Source organism: Paenibacillus glycanilyticus (assembly GCF_023715145.1).
Lineage (GTDB): Bacteria > Bacillota > Bacilli > Paenibacillales > Paenibacillaceae > Pristimantibacillus > Pristimantibacillus glycanilyticus_A.
On the sequence record NZ_JAMBNP010000022.1, the window covers coordinates 43,207 to 61,749 of the forward strand.

Consider the following 18,543-nt stretch of genomic DNA (forward strand, 5'->3'; position numbering starts at 1 on the left):
TGGTGCTCCCTTCGCAAGAACGACCTTTTCCTTAGTATGGAAAAACGAGGGTTGTGATATTCATGTGAAGAAGCCGGAAAAGGTTGATTTTTCGCTCCGAACTACTATAATACATGGAGAACCATTGACGGAAAGAAGGGATTTATCGATATGGAATTGTGGTATACAGAAAAACAAACCGAGAACTTCGGCATCACGGCGAAGATTACAAAAACGTATGTAAATGAACAAACTGATTTTCAACAGCTCGATATGATCGAAACGGAAGAGTTCGGCACCATGCTGGTTCTCGACGGAATGGTCATGACTACCGTTAAGGATGAATTCGTTTATCACGAGATGGTAGCCCATCCGGTACTCTTCACGCATCCGAACCCGGAGCACGTGCTTGTAGTAGGCGGTGGCGACGGCGGCGTTATCCGTGAAATCATGAAGCATCCAAAAGTGAAAAAAGCCGTGCTCGTCGATATCGACGGCAAGGTTATTGAATACTCGAAGAAATACCTGCCAACGATTGCAGGCGAACTGGACAACCCTCGCGTTGAAGTTCAAGTGAACGACGGCTTCATGCATATTCATGATCATAAAAATACGTATGACGTTATCATGGTTGACTCGACGGAGCCTGTTGGCCCTGCGGCAAACCTGTTCACGCGCGGCTTCTACCAAGGCATCTACGAATCGCTGAAGGAAGACGGCATCTTCGTAGCACAAACCGACAACCCTTGGTTCAAAGCGGACCTGATTCAAAGCGTAAACAAAGACGTAAAGGAAGTATTCCCGATCGTTCGCGTGTACGGCGCTAACATTCCAACATACCCAAGCGGTTTGTGGACCTTCACAATGGGCAGCAAAAAATATGATCCTCTCGAAGTGGATGAGGCTTCGATTGCCGACATCCCAACAAAGTATTACACGCCGCGCATTCACAAAGCGGCATTTGTACTGCCTAAATTTGTAGAAGACCTTGTGAAGTAATTATTTTATTGTAGTGCTGCTTGTAAAGAGACGACCGTCTGCCTTCAGCTTCTGTAAGCTGCGGGGAGAACGGCGTCTCTTTTTTGCGTTCGCGCCTTTTTTATTTCCGGTGCCGCTGGTGTAAAATACGTAGAGATGGTTTTGCATCGTGAATTTATGGATGAGGAGAGGGTTGAAGTGGAAGAGGCGGAACGCATATATTCTTTCCCGCCCGTTATCGACGAGCGTGCCCGGGTTTTGGTGCTGGGGACGGCGCCGAGCGTAAAATCGCTGGAGCATCGGCAGTTCTACGGTCATCCCCGCAATTATTTCTGGGGGATGGTATACGGACTGTTCGGCGCCGGAGCGCCGGATGAGGACTACGGGAAGCGGCTTGCTTTTTTGCAGGGGCATCATATGGCCGTATTTGATGTCATTGAATCCTGCGAGCGCCCGGGGAGTCTCGACGTGAATATCAAGAACGAGGTGCCTAACGATCTGCCTGCCTTGCTGGCGAAGTATCCGGGCTTGAAATGTTTCGCATTTAATGGAAGCAAGGCGTACGATACGTTCCGCAAATATTTTCGCGATCATCCGGCGTTTCGGGATATCGCACTTCTGAAAATGCCCTCCACCAGTCCGATTCCTACTCAAAAGATGCGAAATCTGGAGGATCGGATCGAGGCTTGGAAGGACGTTTTGCCGTATCTGGAGCTACAAGAAAGATAAGCGAAACGCCGGAATAGCGCACAATCGTTGAAATTACGGGGCTTCCTGTATATAGTAGTAACATACGAGAAGACTGGAGATATAGGAGCTTTTATCATGCAAGATAGAATGGCGGTCAAGATTACGCTGACAAGCACGCAGGATGGAGAGTCCGTCGTACATGCATATACTGGAGAGTGGTTCCGCAAGGAACGGTCGGTCTACATACGTTACGAAGAGCCGGTAGAGGGAGATGCTCCTCCAATACGGACACTTGTGCGTTTCCGGGAGGACGAGCTGTCGATCACGCGCCGCGGCGTTGTTGAGTCGGAGCAGCTGTTTGTCCCCGGCGAATTGCGAAGAAGCGGCTATTACCGTTCCCCCTATACATCGTTTCAGATGGAGACGGCTACCGCATTTATAACGCTTAAGGGAGAGGGAGGCCACAAGCCGACCTCCGCAGAACCGCCATGTACCATTGAATGGCAGTATGAATTATGGATGAACGAACATTTGTCGGGTCGGTTCCATAACCGGCTCCATATACAGGAGGAGTAGGATTAATGAGTACGAGTACGAACGTGTTGGATCAAATGTACGAGAAGGTGAAGGAAGCCATTGCGGATGCGGCGGTAGCCGGCGGTCTGGCGGCACGCGAGGAGCTTCCGGCATTTGTGCTGGAGGTGCCGAAGGATAAGGCGCATGGCGATCTGGCAACAAATGCGGCGATGCAGCTGACCAAGCTGGCGAAGAAAAACCCTCGTCAAATCGCCGAGACGATTATCGCAAACCTGAACGGCGAGAAATTCGGCATCCAATCGGCCGAGATTGCAGGCCCGGGCTTTATTAACTTCCGCATGGACAAAAGCTATTTATATTCCGTTATCGGCCAAATTACTGCTGCGGGAGACAACTACGGCCGTACAAACGAAGGATCGGGACAACGCGTTGAAGTCGAGTTTGTAAGCGCGAATCCGACGGGCAGCCTTCACCTTGGCCATGCGCGCGGCGCGGCCGTTGGCGATGCGCTGTGTAATGTACTGGACTTCGCGGGCTACGAAGTTACTCGCGAATACTATATTAATGATGCGGGCAACCAGGTGAACAACCTGGCACGCTCGATTGAAGCGCGCTACCGCCAGGCGCTGGGTCAAGAAGCTCAGATGCCGGAAGACGGCTACCATGGCGAAGACATCGTTGGCTTTGGCAAGCTGCTTGCGGAGGAGAAGGGCGACAGCCTTCTTTCGCTGCCTGATGAAGAACGCTTCACGTTCTTCCGCACATTTGGTCTTGAGAAGGAACTGGACAAAATCAAGAGCGACCTCGGCCTCTTCCGCGTTAACTTCGACATCTGGTATAGCGAAACATCGCTGTATGAGAGCGGTCAAGTTGAGCAGGCGCTAGACGCGCTGAAGGAAAAAGGGCAGGTCTATGAAGAGGAAGGCGCGACTTGGCTGTCGACGATGCCTTATGGCGACGATAAGAACCGCGTTCTTGTGAAAAATGACGGCTCGTACACGTATTTGACGCCGGACATCGCCTATCACCGCGACAAATTCAGCCGCGGCTACGACCGGATGATCAACATCTGGGGCGCCGACCATCACGGTTACATCCCTCGGGTGAAGGCGGCGATGGCGGCGCTTGGCAACGATCCGGACAAGCTGGTGGTACTGATCGCGCAGATGGTAAGCCTGTTCCAAGACGGCGAAAAAGTGAAAATGTCCAAGCGTACCGGCAAAGCCGTTACGATGCAGGACCTGATGGACGAGGTTGGCGTTGACGCGATTCGTTACTTCTTCACGATGCGCAGCATGGACTCGCATCTGGATTTCGATATGGACCTTGCGATCTCGACTTCCAACGAGAACCCGGTCTTCTACGTGCAATATGCGCATGCCCGCATTTGCAGTATCTTCCGCCAGGCCGAGGAGCAAAGCATTGCTCTCCTGCCTGTCAGCGACATCGACTTCGGCAAGCTCTTTTCCGAAGCCGAATTCGATCTTCTTCGCAAGCTCGGCGAGCTGCCGCAGGAAGTATCGGAAGCTGCGGCTCAATACGCGCCGCACCGCCTGATCCGCTATGTGTATGAACTGGCTTCCCAGTTCCACAGCTATTACAAAGCGGAGCGCGTCATTACCGAAGACGCTGCTCAGACGCAAGCGCGCATCGCTTTGCTCGGCGCCGTACGCACGGTTCTCGCCAATACGCTCCGCCTTGTTGGCGTATCGGCTCCGGAGCGTATGTAATCCGCTTCCGTCAGGCATTCCGCAGCAGGCGGTTGATCGCCTGCGCATAGCAAAGCCGCCAGTTAACGCTGGCGGCTTTGCTGCATTTCGCGGCTATTCGTCCTTGCTGGCGCTACCTAACTTAATCATGCTCGGCTTGAGAAGTTTATAAGCGCGCAGATGTCATAGGATTTAATATTTCCGAATCAAAGTATCTTTCTTCTCTCAACTTCTAGTTAGCCGTCAGTGATTCTCCGGTACATTGTACGGAATACAGTAAATTCCAGCCTTTGAGCAAAGAAACGCATCTTACATTGTATTTAATGCAGTATATTCACTCCAAAGCGGCACTATTTAGTCATTACCCCAATATTGGCCTAAACTAGGCTAATATCCTGCATGAAATACAGCGTAGCAATCGCTGCCCGCTTAAAAAAGAAGCCGTTCCGGGGAAATCCCGGGAACGGCTTTTATTTCGCCTCAAAACAGGACCGATGAGGGAGATACATGGTTCGCCGTCAGTCTACCCAACGGCAAACAAAGTCCTTCGACTTTACCTCATCGGTCCGCCATCATCGGTCCGCTGCCCCCAGCATCTTCATCACATCAATCTCCCCGGTATACCGGGGAGCCTTTGTGCTTCGAAGCGGCAGGTACGACTTTTTCAAGATCGATTTAATCTCCGCGGGTGACAATCCCGGCTTATGAGCCAGCAGCAAAGCGATGGCTCCGCTGACATGGGAGGTAGCCATCGACGTTCCGCTCATCTCGTGATATTTGCCGCGGAGCCAAGCGGAGAAGATTTTATCGCCGGGCGCATAAATATCAATGAAGGTCCCCCGGTTGCTGAAGGGGGCAATGCGCCGCAGCTTGTTAGTTGCGCCGACCGATATCGTTTGCGGATATCGGGCCGGATAATCGACCGACCGGCGCTTGCCGTCGTTGCCTGAAGAAGCAACAACAATAACGCCGGCATTATAAGCGTTGTTTATCGCGTTGAGGAGAGCTTTGCTTCGCGTTTTCATGCCAAAGCTCATGTTAATAATATGGACCCGGTTGCGGACGCACCAGTCAATGCCGAGAATAATGTCGGATACAAACGCGCTTCCGTTATGGTCAAACGCTTTTACCGGGAGAATTTGTGCCCGCGGCGCAATGCCGATCATGCCATGCACCTGGTTGGCTGCTGCAATTGTTCCTGCGATATGAGTGCCGTGGCCATTGTCGTCATGAGGCAGCATGCTGCGGTTAAGCAGATTAATGCCGCGCGACAGCGACTGGCGGAGATCGGGATGACTAAAGTCCACGCCGGTATCGATGACGCCGATTTTGATGCGGTGTCCGGTCGTTGTGCTCCAGGCAAGCGGAGCTTTGATTTGCTGCACGCCCCAGGGGATGCCTTTTTCCAGTGGCATGGTTTTGGCTGCTGTGTGAACTTTAATGCGGCGGTCGTTCTCAATCCATACGCCGCCGGAAAAACCGGATAAAGTTGCTTCGACAGGGAGCTGACAAGAAATTGCACGTATGATTCGCATTTGTTTAACCGGCTTCAGTTCCGGGGATGTTGTCGATGCTTCTGACCATTCCTGCAGAAACCGTCGATAGTCCCCCTGCTGCTGAAATCGGATAATCCGATTTTTTGTCGTTTGGCCCGTGCAAGCCATCGTGTCCTTCAACCATTGGAGAAAAGCGGTGATGTCCAATTACGCGTCCCCTCCCGACGGACGATGCTGAACTATTGTATGAAGCGGGGGGTTCGGCCGCATGAGCAACTTGCCTTTTTTCAGATAATTAGGCGTGGAGCCGTGTCAAAAACGCTCGGAGGACATAGGATGAAGTAAGAGTTCTCAACAACTCTTACCGCTCCGGTCCGCATCTCTCATGCGTTGTCCGGATGGATACAGTCAAAGCGAAGGGACAGCCCTTCGCTTTTTTCTTTTTGCGGAAAATTCAGGTATATGGAAGCAGCGCGAGGGTGGCTTGCTTTTTTGAATAAAATAGGTTTTACTATACTTTGATAATGGTTATGATTACGAAAGTATGAAGATAGCAAGAAGGGATGTGTCCATATGAGCAGCGGCAATATAACATTAAAGCTCGATCCTGAGCGGCTGAAAGAAATGCCTATGGTCGACTTGGCGTTTGAATTGCTGAAGTCAGCCAATACGCCTTACTACTACCGTGACCTGATGATGGAAATTGCGAAGGTTCGCGGACTGTCTGCGGACGGAGTTAACCAAGTAATCGCTCAAGTATATACGGAGATCAATATTGACGGCCGATTCGCCTGCGTAGGAAGCAATATGTGGGGATTGAAACGCTGGTATCCCGTTGAGAAAAACGAGGATCCGATCACGAACGCGAAGCGCCCTCGTATCATTAACGACGAGGACGATGATGAGGATCTGTTCGCGGATGAAGAAGATGATTCGTACGCGGCGGATGAAGAAGATTACGATTCTTACGATGAAGATCGTGAATTCGGCGAAGCGGAAGCAGAAGAAGAAGTCGATGAAGAAGTTGGCATCGAGGACGAAGAGCTCGAAGAAGAGGTTGACGAAGAGCTTGATGCCGATGCTGAACTGGACGATGAAGAGTCGGACGAAGAAGATTTCGAAGAAGATGAGGAAGAAGAAGAAGAGAAATAATCGTCCTCAGCTTGACCGTGATTACGCTTGACAGTCCGCATACGGGCAGAGTAAACTATTGCATGGGCTTTAAGATTCGGTTAACGTACCGCATAAGCAGCAATGGCTTACCTTCCCTTTTTTGAAGGATACAAGCCTCTGCGGATATAGCTGTTGCCGCGCTCTTGCCGGCTAGCTAACGTTTAATAATATGCCAAATGAAAAGTGCCCCGTGAAGACGGGTGTCACTTTTTTTGTTTGTAGAAGCAAGTTAAGGACCTGATTTGTTCATCCATAAACTGGACAGAGAGATAAAGCGACTGCTAATCCATGTTTATTGGGCAAATGGGAAAACCTAAACATAACCAGAGGAGCATGGAGGGTATTAACACAGTGACGAAATATATTTTTGTAACCGGGGGCGTCGTTTCATCGCTCGGCAAAGGGATTACTGCTGCATCACTCGGTCGTCTGCTTAAGAACAGAGGTTTGAAAGTAACGATCCAGAAATTCGACCCGTACATCAACGTTGATCCGGGGACAATGAGCCCGTACCAGCATGGCGAAGTGTTCGTAACAGACGACGGCGCGGAAACAGACCTTGACCTTGGGCATTATGAACGGTTTATTGATATTAACTTGACGAAATACAGCAGCGTAACAACGGGCAAAATTTACTCGAACGTTATTTCCAAAGAGCGCCGCGGCGAATACTTGGGCGGAACGGTTCAAGTTATCCCGCATATCACAAATGAGATCAAAGAGCGTGTATACCGCGCCGGCAAAGAGGCCGGATCGGACGTTGTAATCACGGAAATCGGCGGCACGGTGGGCGATATCGAAAGCTTGCCTTTCCTTGAAGCTATCCGCCAGATCAAGAGTGATATCGGACGCGACAACGTGATGTACATTCACGTTACACTTATTCCATATATTAAAGCGGCGGGCGAAGTGAAAACGAAGCCTACGCAGCACAGTGTAAAAGAACTCCGCAGCATCGGCATCCAGCCGAACGTGATCGTGTGCCGTACAGAGCATGCGCTGTCGGAAGATTTGAAACGCAAAATCGGCTTGTTCTGCGACATCGACGCGAATGCCGTTGTGGAATGTATTGATGCTTCCACTTTGTATGAAGTACCTCTTATGCTTCGCGAGCAAGGCCTTGACGATATCGTTGTGAACCATCTGAAGCTGACAACGAACCAACCGGACATGACGCAATGGGAAGAGCTTGTGAAGCGCGTGAAGTCACTGCACAAAACAACCGAAATCGCGATTGTCGGCAAATACGTTGCGCTGCATGATGCTTACTTGTCAATCGTTGAAGCGCTTGGCCATGCCGGTTTCGATGCGGATTCCGACGTGAAGCTTCGCTGGGTGAACGCTGAAGAAATCGATGACGAGAATGTGTCGGAGGCGCTGAAAGGCGTGCACGGTATTCTTGTGCCAGGCGGCTTTGGCGATCGCGGTATTGAAGGTAAAGTATCGGCTATCCGTTATGCCCGTGAGAAGCAAATTCCGTTCTTCGGGATCTGCCTTGGCATGCAAGTTGCGGTTATCGAGTACGCGCGCAGCGTAGCCGGCCTGTTCAACGCGAACAGTGCCGAGATTAATCCGTCGACGCCATATGCGGTAATCGATCTTCTGCCTGACCAGAAAGACATTGAGGATATGGGCGGCACTATGCGTCTTGGCCTCTACCCATGCAAGTTGAAGCCGGGTTCGCTTGCGGCTGCTGAATATAACGATGAGCTTGTTTACGAGCGTCACCGTCACCGGTATGAATTCAACAATGAATACCGTGAGCGCATTGAGTCGGCAGGTCTTCGCATTTCCGGCACGTCGCCGGACGGCCGTCTGGTGGAGATGGTGGAGCTTCCTGAGCATCCGTGGTTCCTTGCGGTACAATTCCATCCGGAATTCACATCCCGCCCAAACCGTCCGCAACCGCTCTTCCGCGGTTTTGTACGCGCAGCATTGAAATACTCCGGACAGTAAGAACAGCTGTTCTAACATCGAATATTTCATTTTTTTTGTTGGAAAAGCAGGATATTGTATCTCTCCGCGCGAATATATTAACGATTATGGAAGAGTTGACCAGTTGTCGGTCGAGTCGCGGGAGGTAAATATCTTGGAGAAGAAGAAGCTATTGATCGTTGATGATCAGAATGGCATCCGAGTGCTTCTAATGGAAGTGTTCAGCAGTGAAGGCTATAATACTTTCCAGGCTTCAAACGGTAGGCTGGCGCTAGAAATAGTGAAAACCGAGAATCCTGACCTCGTTCTGCTTGATATGAAGATTCCGGGGATGGACGGGCTTGAAATCTTAAAGCATGTGAAGGCAATTAACCGTGATATCAAAGTCATTATGATGACTGCTTATGGCGAGCTCGATATGATCAAGGAAGCGACTGATCTCGGAGCTGTCATGCATTTCACGAAGCCGTTTGATATTGATGAGATGCGGATTGCGGTTAACATGCAGCTTCACGGCGGCAACTCCAATAGCCGCTTTGCGGTAGGGTCCTAAGGGGCCCTTTTTTTTTTAGCATTAATCATTTTTGACAAATAGGGCTTTAGAACACGCTGGTTAAATTAAAGCTTTCTCAGTCTTTGCCTACTTCTGTAAGTGAAATACCATTCCCTGTCCCGATATGGTATAATGGCTCAGACTATAAAGTCTAATAGAACTGATACTAGCTTATTCATGATTATTATCGCCTCTTTACAGGGGCATTAACGAAGCAAACTGTACAAAATAGAAGCACGGGATTATGAGCCGCCCATCACGGCGAGCGTGTCAGTATGAGCTCGCACCATTAGGCGGTTTTCCTATGTTTCTTCTTACATTTCGGGAGGACTATATTTGATGGAGAAATTGATGATACGCGGTGGACGCCCACTGCGAGGCACCGTCCAAATAAGCGGAGCAAAGAACAGTGCCGTCGCTTTGGTTCCGGCTGCAATACTGGCTGAATCAGAAGTGGTATTGGACAATTTGCCCCATTTAAGCGATGTTGTCGTATATAGTGAGATCCTGCAAGACCTTGGCGCCGTCGTAAGCTGGCAGGGTGATGTGATGAAGATTGATCCTTCACGGCTTGAATCAAAGCCAATGCCTAATGGGAAAGTGAAGCTGCTGCGCGCTTCGTATTATTTGATGGGTGCCATGCTTGGACGTTTTGGGGAAGCGATTATTGGATTGCCGGGAGGCTGTAATTTCGAGCCGAGACCGATTGATCAGCATATTAAAGGCTTTGAAGCTTTAGGAGCTACGGTTACCAATGAGCACGGCTCGATGCGTATTCACGCCAAAGAGCTGCGCGGTGCGAAAATTTATCTCGATGTTGTAAGTGTCGGCGCTACGATTAATATCATGCTTGCGGCCTCTCGGGCCAAAGGTTCTACGATTATCGAAAATGCGGCAAAAGAGCCTGAGATTATAGATGTAGCAACACTTCTGAATGCGATGGGTGCCCGAATCAAGGGTGCAGGCACGGAGACGATTCGCATTGAAGGGGTAGACAGCATGCATGGCTGCCGCCATTCCATCATTCCGGACCGAATTCAAGCGGGTACCTACATGATTGCGGCTGCTGCAACACGCGGTGACGTAACGATCGATAACGTAATTCCGAAGCACATGGAAGCCATGACGGCCAAGCTTGAAGAAATGGGTGTTACGGTTCAGGAGATGGATGAGTCGATCCGGATTATTGGCGCGCCGGAATATACGGCAGTAGACGTAAAAGCCCTTGTATATCCGGGCTTTGCGACTGATCTTCAATCGCCGATGACAACGCTGCTCGCTCAAGCCAAGGGTGTCAGCATTTTGAGCGACTATGTCTACAGCAACCGCTTCAAGCATGTGCCGGAGCTGAACCGGATGGGCGCGAATATTCGCGTTGAGGGCCGTTCGGCCATAATCGAGGGCGGTGAGCTGTTTGCGGCGAAGGTCAGAGCGGCTGATCTGCGTGCGGGTGCTGCGCTTGTTATTGCCGGTCTTACCGTGAAGGAAGGAATTACGGAGATTACCGGCGTAGAGTATATCGACCGCGGTTATGATAATCTCGTTGACAATCTGCGGATGCTTGGCGCGGATGTTTGGCGGGAGTCCGAGTAATTAAGTTGCAAGAAACTATCGATTTGGCGCTTTTTCTAGGAGACCTACGAATAGAAGGCGCCAAATCGGGTATATAATGATAGCTAAAACTGAATATAAAGTGGTGAGAATATGACAGATCTTCAGATCGGTGATCTCGAAGAAATGAAGCTGACCGAATTGTACAAATTGGCAAAGCAGTATCAAATTCCGTACTATGGCCAGCTGAAGAAGAAGGAATTAATTTTTGCAATACTACGGGCGCAAGCGGAAAAAAGCGGCCTCATGTTTATGCAGGGCGTACTTGAAACCTTGCCGGAGGGTTTTGGATTCTTACGGCCGATTAACTATTTGCCGAGCAAAGAGGATATTTATATCTCTGCTTCCCAGATTCGAAAGTTTGACTTGCGTACCGGCGATCTCGTATCCGGCAAATGTCGGCTTCCGAAAGACTCGGAGAAATATTTTGGTCTCCTCCAGGTAAATGCCGTAAACGGCACCGACCCTGCGCAAGCGGCCGAAAGACTTCATTTTCCCGCTCTAACTCCTCTTTATCCACAGAAAAAACTCGTGCTGGAGACGGCATCTTCCAAACTTTCTACACGGATTATGGATTTGCTTGCACCTGTTGGTCTTGGCCAACGTGGACTGATTGTAGCGCCGCCTAAAGCGGGCAAAACTTTGCTGCTCAAAGAAATTGCAAACAGCATATCGACGAATCATCCGGATATCGAGTTGTTTGTGCTGCTTATTGATGAACGTCCGGAGGAAGTAACGGATATGCAGCGGTCCGTGAAGGGCGAAGTTATTGCCTCAACTTTTGATGAGGTGCCGGAGAATCATATTAAAGTCGCTGAGCTTGTGCTTGAGAGAGCACTGCGGCTGGTAGAACACAAGAAAGACGTTGTTATTTTGCTCGACAGCATTACCCGTCTTGCCCGTGCTTATAACCTGGTTGTACCGCCATCTGGACGTACGCTTAGCGGCGGTATCGATCCGGCGGCTTTCCATCGTCCGAAGCGCTTCTTTGGCGCAGCCCGGAATGTGGAAGAGGGCGGAAGCTTGACGATTCTCGCGACGGCGCTTATAGAGACCGGATCGCGTATGGATGATATCATTTATGAAGAATTTAAAGGTACGGGCAATATGGAGCTGCATCTCGACCGCAAGCTTGCAGAACGCCGTATCTTCCCGGCGCTGGATATCCGCAGATCGGGTACGCGCCGCGAAGAAATGCTTTTATCAAAAGAAGAACTGGATAAATTATGGGTTGTGCGCCGCAATATGACCGATACGCCTGACTTCGTGGACGGCTTCCTGAAGAAGCTTGCCGATTCGAAGACAAACGAGGAATTCCTGATGTCGCTTGACACATCGGAAGACAAACCGGCTCCGCAGCAGCGGACAAGTGCCGGAACGGGCACGACGGGTACGGGGCTCAAGAGCAGCGCAGCAACCGGAAGGCGACCAGCGCCGCGCACGACGCACGGCTCCTAGTGCCGCCGGAAGGAGGACATCAAGATGAATCTCGTATACGCGGATGAGAATGGCAATGTGTTTGATCATCCTGACTATATTGCGCTTGGGCGCAGCGGCGATATGATCGTCGAATTAATGGAAGAAGAGCTGATCCCTCTGCCAAGAGGGGCTACGCTTGTAGGTTTGCCGCATACTCGGCCGGTCTTTATGGACCCGGATACCGGTGAGATGAAAATGCTCTCCGGCAACTACCAGGCCGTAGGCGCTTTGCTGCCGCAGGGCTTTACGCGGCTTGCGCTTCCAAGCTATGTAAAGACGGATAAGAATGAGAAATTCCCGCTGTTTGGCTATACCTCTGTCGTCTGGAAAGACGGCGAGTTTTACGTAGCGGCGGAGCAGAGCGATGATCCTTATAAGTGGGATCCTCTGAACTGTGACCGCGGCGAAGTCCGCAGGCAAGTCGAGCGGCTGACAAGCAAATACCCGGAGAACCGGCTGTACAAGCATTTGTCAAACTGTGCGCTTGGCTACGAATGTCTCACTTCATCTAATACGTTCCTGCAGCGCTGGGAGGGCGGCGTACCTGTCTCCTACTCCTGTAACGCGGGATGCTTTGGCTGTATTTCCGAGCAGCCGGATGACAGCGGCTTTGTAGCTCCTCAGACACGCATGAACTTCAAGCCTACGGTCAACGAAATTGTTGAAATTATGCTTGAGCATCTAAAGACGCCGGAATCCATCATCAGCTTTGGACAAGGCTGCGAAGGCGAGCCTTCCACGCAAGCCAAGATTATTGTTGAAGCGATGAAGATCGTTAGAAGCCAGACGAATCAAGGCTATATTAATATTAATACTAACGCAGGCTTGACCGATTTTATGCGCGCGATCGTCGACGCGGGTCTGGATCTCATGCGCGTCAGCACGATCAGCGCTCTTGACGAGCATTATAACGCTTACTACAAACCGCGTGCCTATACCCTTGCTAACGTAGAGAAATCCTTGAAGTACGCAACGGATAAAGGAGTATACACATCCATTAATTATCTCATTTTCCCTGGCGTAACGGACCGTGAGGAAGAGATTGAAGCCATGATCGGGTTTGCGAAGCGGACGGGTCTGAAGCTGATCCAGATGCGTAACCTGAATATTGATCCGGAGAGCTATTTGCAGCTTATTCCGCCGGCCAAAGGCGAGATTTACGGGATGAAGCAGATGCTCGAAATTTTCCGTGAAGAGCTGCCTGATGTGGTCATCGGCTCGTATACGCATCTCCCGCCGGCAGCCGCACGCAAGTAGCTGGCAAAAACATCGGCATTGCATGCTTGTAATGGTCGTGCTATAATCCGTGGTGTGTGATTTTAACTCTGGACCCGCATGTGGCTCAGGGCAGAAAGAGGTGAACGAGATGAAACAAGGTATTCATCCGACATACCACGTATCCAACATCACTTGCGCTTGCGGTAACACTTTCGAGACTGGTTCGATCAAATCGAATCTTCGCGTAGAGGTTTGTTCCGTATGTCACCCGTTCTTCACGGGTAAGCAAAAGTTCTTGGATGCAGGCGGTCGCGTCGATCGTTTCAAAAAGAAATACGGCATCTAATCTCAATATCTGCCTAGGGTTTATCTGGCAGAATAAGAAAACCTCCCTTAGCCATCCTATGGTTAAAGGGAGGTTTTTTGATTGCTTACCAAAAAGATGCTGCGCCGCAAGCTGCGCTTAATATTTATGGGATTTGCTATACCTGCTCTTATAATCGGCAGCCTTGCAGGTTGTGCCGCTAACGGCCATCGCACCAATGACCAGAAATCGGAGACCTACGGCCACGATGGTTATATGGGCTATTCTAACAGTAACCCCAATCTGCCTAACAAGCTGACTTTCCTTAATTATGATTCGGACAGAAAGCTTATTGGCCAAGTGCTCCAGCCGATTGAGGGAATCAAAAACAGCCGGGTATCCTTTAACGGGGAGGAGTTGAACGTGCGTATTACAGCAAATTCAAAACTGACGGATGCTGAGGTTGGCGCGCTGCAAGCTAAGGCACAGCAGGTTGTGCAGTATAATATGCCCCGTTATCATGTCAACGTGAAAGTAACCCGCTAATTCTAACGTGCCATTATCCTACGGTTGCGATTTGTGCTGGGATGGGCTATACTTAGTTTTGCCGTGCTAGATGGGGAGTTAGCGGTGCCCTGTAACTCGCAATCCGCTTTAGCGAGGTTGAATTCCTGTCTGAGGTTATGTGATGCAGGGTTTGGCGCTTGCAATCAGTGTTGACAGTTGGGTCCTCCGCAATGGACGCTTGTGAACCCGGTCAGGTCCGGAAGGAAGCAGCCGTAAGCAAGTTAGTTCATGTGCCGGGGGAGTGCCTGACTCGAGCTGGGACGCAAGAGTGCCGCCTGGATCGCATGTTATCGAGGGCAGGTGCACGGTACCTTCATTATTCATAGATTTAATCGAGGAACACCAGCGATGAGTGTCTGTTTCATTGAAACAGATGCCGGGAATGCAGGTGTTTTTGTTTTGCATATAGACATGATGATGTATAATAGAAGAACAAGAATGAAGCAAGCAGAAGGGAACGTAAACGCGTGAGTCATATTGCATTGTATCGTGCCTGGCGTCCGCAGACGTTCCGGGATATGGTTGGACAACAGCATATTATACAAACGCTGCAAAATGCGATTCGAGAGGATCGCGTCTCGCATGCCTATTTATTTAACGGACCTCGGGGGACTGGCAAAACAACAACCGCTAAGGTTCTGGCGAAAGCAGTTAACTGTGAGCGGGGCCCCGCTGAAGAGCCTTGTAATGAATGTGATGCGTGCCGCGGTATTACTGCCGGTCATATTATGGACGTTGTTGAGATTGATGCGGCTTCTAACCGGGGTATTGATGAAATTCGGGACATTCGCGACAAAGTTCGTTATGCCCCGTCTGAAGTTCGATATAAAGTGTATATTATTGATGAAGTTCATATGCTTACCTCCGAAGCGTTCAATGCGCTACTCAAGACATTAGAGGAGCCGCCGGGACATGTTATCTTTATCCTGGCTACTACTGAACCTCATAAGCTTCCGGCTACCATTATCTCGCGCTGTCAAAGATTCGACTTTCGGCAAGTCTCGCTGGAGGAACAGTCGGAACGGCTGCTGGAGATTTGCAGGGAAGAAGGTATTGAAGCCGAGGATGACGCTATTGCTTATATTGCCCGTTTATCCGAGGGCGGTATGCGGGATGCGATAAGTCTACTTGAGCAGGTGGCTGCTTTTGGCGGATCCCGGATTACTCTTGACGGTGCCGTCGATGTAACGGGCGGCATGGCTGCTGATCAGTTCTATGCGCTGGCAGAAGCTATAAGAGATCGTAATGTTGCGGCAATCATGCCGCTTGTAGAAGGGTTAACGCAAGCGGGCAAGAGCGCGGATAAATGCATGGAGAATCTAATCTTCTACTTCCGGGATTTGTTGGTCTTAAAGCTGGCTCCCCAAGGTGCCGTAACGGAACGGGTTGTGGATGCTGATCGTTTCCGGGAAATGGCCGATGCGTTCAGCTCTGAACGGTTGTTTAAGATGATTGATACGCTTAATGGCTATCAATCGGATATGAAGCATGCTTCTCAGCCGCAAACCTTGTTTGAGGTTGCGTTGATGAAGATTTGCACGATTAGCAATGAGGGCGGAGCCGGATCGGCTAGCGGGGGAGCTCCGGCTTCTCAGCCAGCTGCTTCCGCGGAAGTAAATCGTTTGCGTCAGCAGGTAGAGGTGCTTGAGCGTAAGCTGGAACAGCTCATCCAGAGCGGAGCAGCCGTTGGCTCTGGTGCCGGCGCAGCCGACAGCGGAGCTGTTCGACAAGCTGCTAATCAGTCCCGCCGGGGCGGGTTTGGCGGAAGCGGGGCTCCGATCAGCAGGTCTACCGTGAAGCTTGATCCTTTTGTGGCCGCAGCCGGCAGTCCCGGTACAGGACAGGCAAGGATGAAGTGGAACGAAGTGCTCCAGCGGGTGAAGGAGACCAGAATTACGGTACATGCGTGGCTGGTTGACGGTGAACCCGTGGCTGCAACGGATGCTACGATACTGGTTGCCTTCAAGAACACCATGCACCGGGAGACTACGGAGCGTCCCGCACACCGGGAGATCATCGAGCGGGTGATGCAGGACATTTTCGGCAATCCGGTTAAGCTGGCAACCTGTATGCTGAAGGAATGGCAAAGCGCGACCAGCCGTTCAGGCGAACAGCAGGATGAAACATTGGAATTACAACCGGATGCGATTGACACCGGAGAGGAACAGCGTCCACAATGGATAGAGGAAGCGGTTAAGCTTTTTGGTGAAGACTTAGTTGTAATTAAAGAAGATAATTAACTATTACGATGAGGTGACAAGTCATGAATAACATGAACCAAATGATGAAGCAAGTGAAGAAAATGCAAGAGCAAATGATGAAAGCGCAAGAAGAGCTTGTTAACAAAACCGTTGAAGGTACTGCCGGCGGCGGTGTCGTAACCGTAGTCGCTAACGGTCATAAGAAAATTCTCAGCATCACGATCAAGCCTGAAGCGGTAGATCCGGATGATGTAGAAATGCTGCAAGACCTTGTTTTGACGGCAGTTAACGACGTATTAACTAAAGTAGACGAGATTGCGAACCAGGACATGGGCAAATTCACGGGCGGCATGAAAATTCCTGGCTTGTTCTAGGGCGGAATGCTTGCCTATATACCATATACAAGCTAGACGTATGCTGACGCCGCCGCAAGGGCGGCGTCAGCCGTTTAAGCTGGAGGCTTGAAAGGAGCTGCGCGTTTTGTTTTACCCCGAACCGATAGCGAAGCTGATCGACGCCTTTACGCGGCTTCCTGGCGTTGGACCGAAGACAGCTGCAAGATTGGCTTTTCACGTGCTTCGAATGAAAGAGGATGACGTCATTGATTTCGCCAAGGCGCTTGTCAGCGTAAAAAGGAATTTAACGTACTGCTCCGTCTGCTGCAATATTACCGACACGGATCCATGCCGGATCTGTCAGGATAAGACGCGCGATAACTCTGTCATCTGTGTAGTCCAGGAGTCGAAGGACCTTGTGGCAATGGAGCGGACGAAAGAGTTTCAGGGCCATTATCATGTGCTGCAAGGCGCCATCTCGCCGATTGAAGGTATCGGCCCCGATCAGATTAAGATAGCAGAGCTGCTTCGCCGTTTGAGCGATGAGCGCGTACAAGAGTTGATTTTGGCGACGAATCCGAACATTGAAGGCGAAGCGACTGCAATGTATATTTCGAGGCTCGTTAAGCCGTTTGGCATTAAGGTAACCCGCATTGCGCACGGACTGCCGGTTGGCGGCGATCTCGAATATGCCGATGAGGTAACTTTGTCCAAAGCACTGGAAGGACGCCGAGAGTTGAGCTAGAGCAATTATTCCGATAAGAGTCGTTTTCCGTTATGGGAGGCGGCTCTTGTTTTGTTTTCACGCGAGCAATCCGTTCTAAATCTAAGCAAGCCTCTATACATATATAGAAATGTCTTGTCCGAATGGACGAGCAAGGAGGCGAAGCGGAATGGCAAACCTATGGCGAGAAATGAAGCAGCCTAATGAAAGCAAACACGCGGGCGGATTAGAGATGATGAGAACGCAGATACTGCCTGTACCAGAACCGGATACAGCGGAATGGAGAGAACATCTACGTGCGGAAATTGAAGAAGCTCACAAAGAGTGGGTGAATGCGACAAGGTTCTTCGACGTGGCAGTTGGAGAAGATCAGATTGATTATGCCATCTACGCGCTTATTACTGCGGAAAAACGATATGAGATGCTTATTCGTATTGCCAAGCGGACATGCAGTGCTTGGCCGGAGTGGAGGGGGACATTACAATGAAAACGGTATGGCTGGCTATACTCATCTTATCTTCTGTAGCGCTGATTGCTGTTCTGCTCCGACAACGGATGTCTTGGACTTGGGTTCGCAACTTTAACATTCACTTTGTACTTGCCGCCGCTGTTCTTTATGTACTTAATTTCTCCGGCCTAATTCCTAATATATATATTCCGTTAAATCCGGTTACAATAGGTACTGTTGTCGTGCTTGGTGTTCCGGGTATCGCACTAATTGCGGGGGTTCAATACTTCATTGTATAAGTCCGTAAAGTTTTTTGTCCGAAGGGTTGACCTGCTTGTTCGATTCATGGTATATTACTTCTCGCGCTAAGTGCAAGGAAATAAAAGCTTCAAAAAAGTTTTTGAAAAAAGTACTTGCAATCATCTAGGCGGCTGTGATATATTATAAAAGTCGCCGCTGAGAAACACGGACGACAACGAGAAAAGAAATTGTTCTTTGAAAACTGAACAACGAGCAAAACTGCCCCGTTAGAAATAACGGAAAAAGCGATAAAACAAAGTTTGAGCAAGTCAAACAACCAAGGGGTTTTCGTCGATCGGTTTCGGT

18 protein-coding genes and 1 other RNA gene are annotated in these 18,543 nt (G+C 50.1%); 18 read left to right on the plus strand and 1 reads right to left on the minus strand.

All coding sequences use genetic code 11. The features are described from left to right. The first annotated feature begins 150 nt into the window (after positions 1-150). From speE to argS, 4 genes are all read left to right on the plus strand, one after another. Positions 151-978: a polyamine aminopropyltransferase gene (gene speE / locus M3194_RS30275; protein WP_251657853.1), complete on the plus strand. Its 828-nt coding sequence runs from the start codon at positions 151-153 to the stop codon at positions 976-978. A 177-nt stretch (positions 979-1,155) separates the two neighbouring features. Further along, on the plus strand, positions 1,156-1,686 hold the full coding sequence (locus M3194_RS30280; RefSeq protein WP_251657854.1) for a DNA-deoxyinosine glycosylase: 531 nt from the start codon (positions 1,156-1,158) through the stop codon (positions 1,684-1,686). Between the two features lie 96 nt (positions 1,687-1,782). After that, positions 1,783-2,223, plus strand: coding sequence for a YwiB family protein (locus tag M3194_RS30285; protein ID WP_251657855.1), 441 nt, complete (start codon positions 1,783-1,785; stop codon positions 2,221-2,223). A gap of 5 nt (positions 2,224-2,228) precedes the next feature. Further along, on the plus strand, positions 2,229-3,914 hold the full coding sequence (gene argS / locus M3194_RS30290) for an arginine--tRNA ligase (protein WP_251657856.1): 1,686 nt from the start codon (positions 2,229-2,231) through the stop codon (positions 3,912-3,914). 551 nt (positions 3,915-4,465) lie between these two features. On the opposite strand, the gene M3194_RS30295 is transcribed toward argS, so the two are convergent. Next, entirely contained in the window at positions 4,466-5,596 is a 1,131-nt protein-coding gene (locus tag M3194_RS30295) for a S8 family peptidase (protein ID WP_251657857.1), read from the minus strand. A gap of 366 nt (positions 5,597-5,962) precedes the next feature. Here M3194_RS30295 and rpoE point away from each other — a divergent pair, with 366 nt between their 5' ends. From rpoE to M3194_RS30365, 14 genes are all read left to right on the plus strand, one after another. Next, entirely contained in the window at positions 5,963-6,541 is a 579-nt protein-coding gene (rpoE, locus tag M3194_RS30300; protein WP_251657858.1) for a DNA-directed RNA polymerase subunit delta, read from the plus strand. Between the two features lie 372 nt (positions 6,542-6,913). Next, a complete protein-coding gene (locus M3194_RS30305) occupies positions 6,914-8,518 on the plus strand; it encodes a CTP synthase (RefSeq protein ID WP_251657863.1) in 1,605 nt (534 codons plus the stop codon). A gap of 133 nt (positions 8,519-8,651) precedes the next feature. After that, positions 8,652-9,050, plus strand: a complete 399-nt coding sequence (locus M3194_RS30310; protein ID WP_285889669.1) for a response regulator — start codon at positions 8,652-8,654, stop codon at positions 9,048-9,050. Positions 9,051-9,389: 339 nt separating this feature from the next. Beyond that, on the plus strand, positions 9,390-10,643 hold the full coding sequence (locus tag M3194_RS30315; RefSeq protein ID WP_251657868.1) for a UDP-N-acetylglucosamine 1-carboxyvinyltransferase: 1,254 nt from the start codon (positions 9,390-9,392) through the stop codon (positions 10,641-10,643). 111 nt (positions 10,644-10,754) lie between these two features. Continuing rightward, positions 10,755-12,119 carry a transcription termination factor Rho gene (gene rho / locus M3194_RS30320; RefSeq protein ID WP_251657871.1) on the plus strand — a complete coding sequence of 455 codons (1,365 nt, stop codon included), beginning with the start codon at positions 10,755-10,757 and terminating at the stop codon, positions 12,117-12,119. Positions 12,120-12,143: 24 nt separating this feature from the next. Then, positions 12,144-13,397, plus strand: a complete 1,254-nt coding sequence (locus tag M3194_RS30325) for a radical SAM family protein (RefSeq protein WP_251657872.1) — start codon at positions 12,144-12,146, stop codon at positions 13,395-13,397. 109 nt (positions 13,398-13,506) lie between these two features. Continuing rightward, positions 13,507-13,704 (plus strand): 50S ribosomal protein L31, encoded by a 198-nt coding sequence (rpmE, locus tag M3194_RS30330; protein ID WP_091190789.1) that lies wholly within the window; start codon positions 13,507-13,509, stop codon positions 13,702-13,704. 81 nt (positions 13,705-13,785) lie between these two features. Next, on the plus strand, positions 13,786-14,208 hold the full coding sequence (locus M3194_RS30335) for a hypothetical protein (RefSeq protein WP_251657873.1): 423 nt from the start codon (positions 13,786-13,788) through the stop codon (positions 14,206-14,208). 61 nt (positions 14,209-14,269) lie between these two features. Next, positions 14,270-14,537: signal recognition particle sRNA large type (gene ffs / locus M3194_RS30340), an RNA gene on the plus strand. Positions 14,538-14,696: 159 nt separating this feature from the next. Next, positions 14,697-16,469, plus strand: a complete 1,773-nt coding sequence (gene dnaX, locus M3194_RS30345) for a DNA polymerase III subunit gamma/tau (RefSeq protein ID WP_251657874.1) — start codon at positions 14,697-14,699, stop codon at positions 16,467-16,469. A gap of 23 nt (positions 16,470-16,492) precedes the next feature. Then, positions 16,493-16,804: a YbaB/EbfC family nucleoid-associated protein gene (locus tag M3194_RS30350; RefSeq protein ID WP_251657875.1), complete on the plus strand. Its 312-nt coding sequence runs from the start codon at positions 16,493-16,495 to the stop codon at positions 16,802-16,804. A 106-nt stretch (positions 16,805-16,910) separates the two neighbouring features. Beyond that, positions 16,911-17,510, plus strand: a complete 600-nt coding sequence (gene recR, locus M3194_RS30355; RefSeq protein ID WP_251657876.1) for a recombination mediator RecR — start codon at positions 16,911-16,913, stop codon at positions 17,508-17,510. 148 nt (positions 17,511-17,658) lie between these two features. After that, entirely contained in the window at positions 17,659-17,976 is a 318-nt protein-coding gene (locus tag M3194_RS30360) for a DUF2508 family protein (RefSeq protein WP_251657877.1), read from the plus strand. Beyond that, entirely contained in the window at positions 17,973-18,236 is a 264-nt protein-coding gene (locus M3194_RS30365) for a pro-sigmaK processing inhibitor BofA family protein (RefSeq protein ID WP_251657878.1), read from the plus strand. The genes M3194_RS30360 and M3194_RS30365 overlap by 4 nt, the downstream gene beginning before the upstream one ends. The last annotated feature ends 307 nt before the right edge of the window (positions 18,237-18,543 follow it).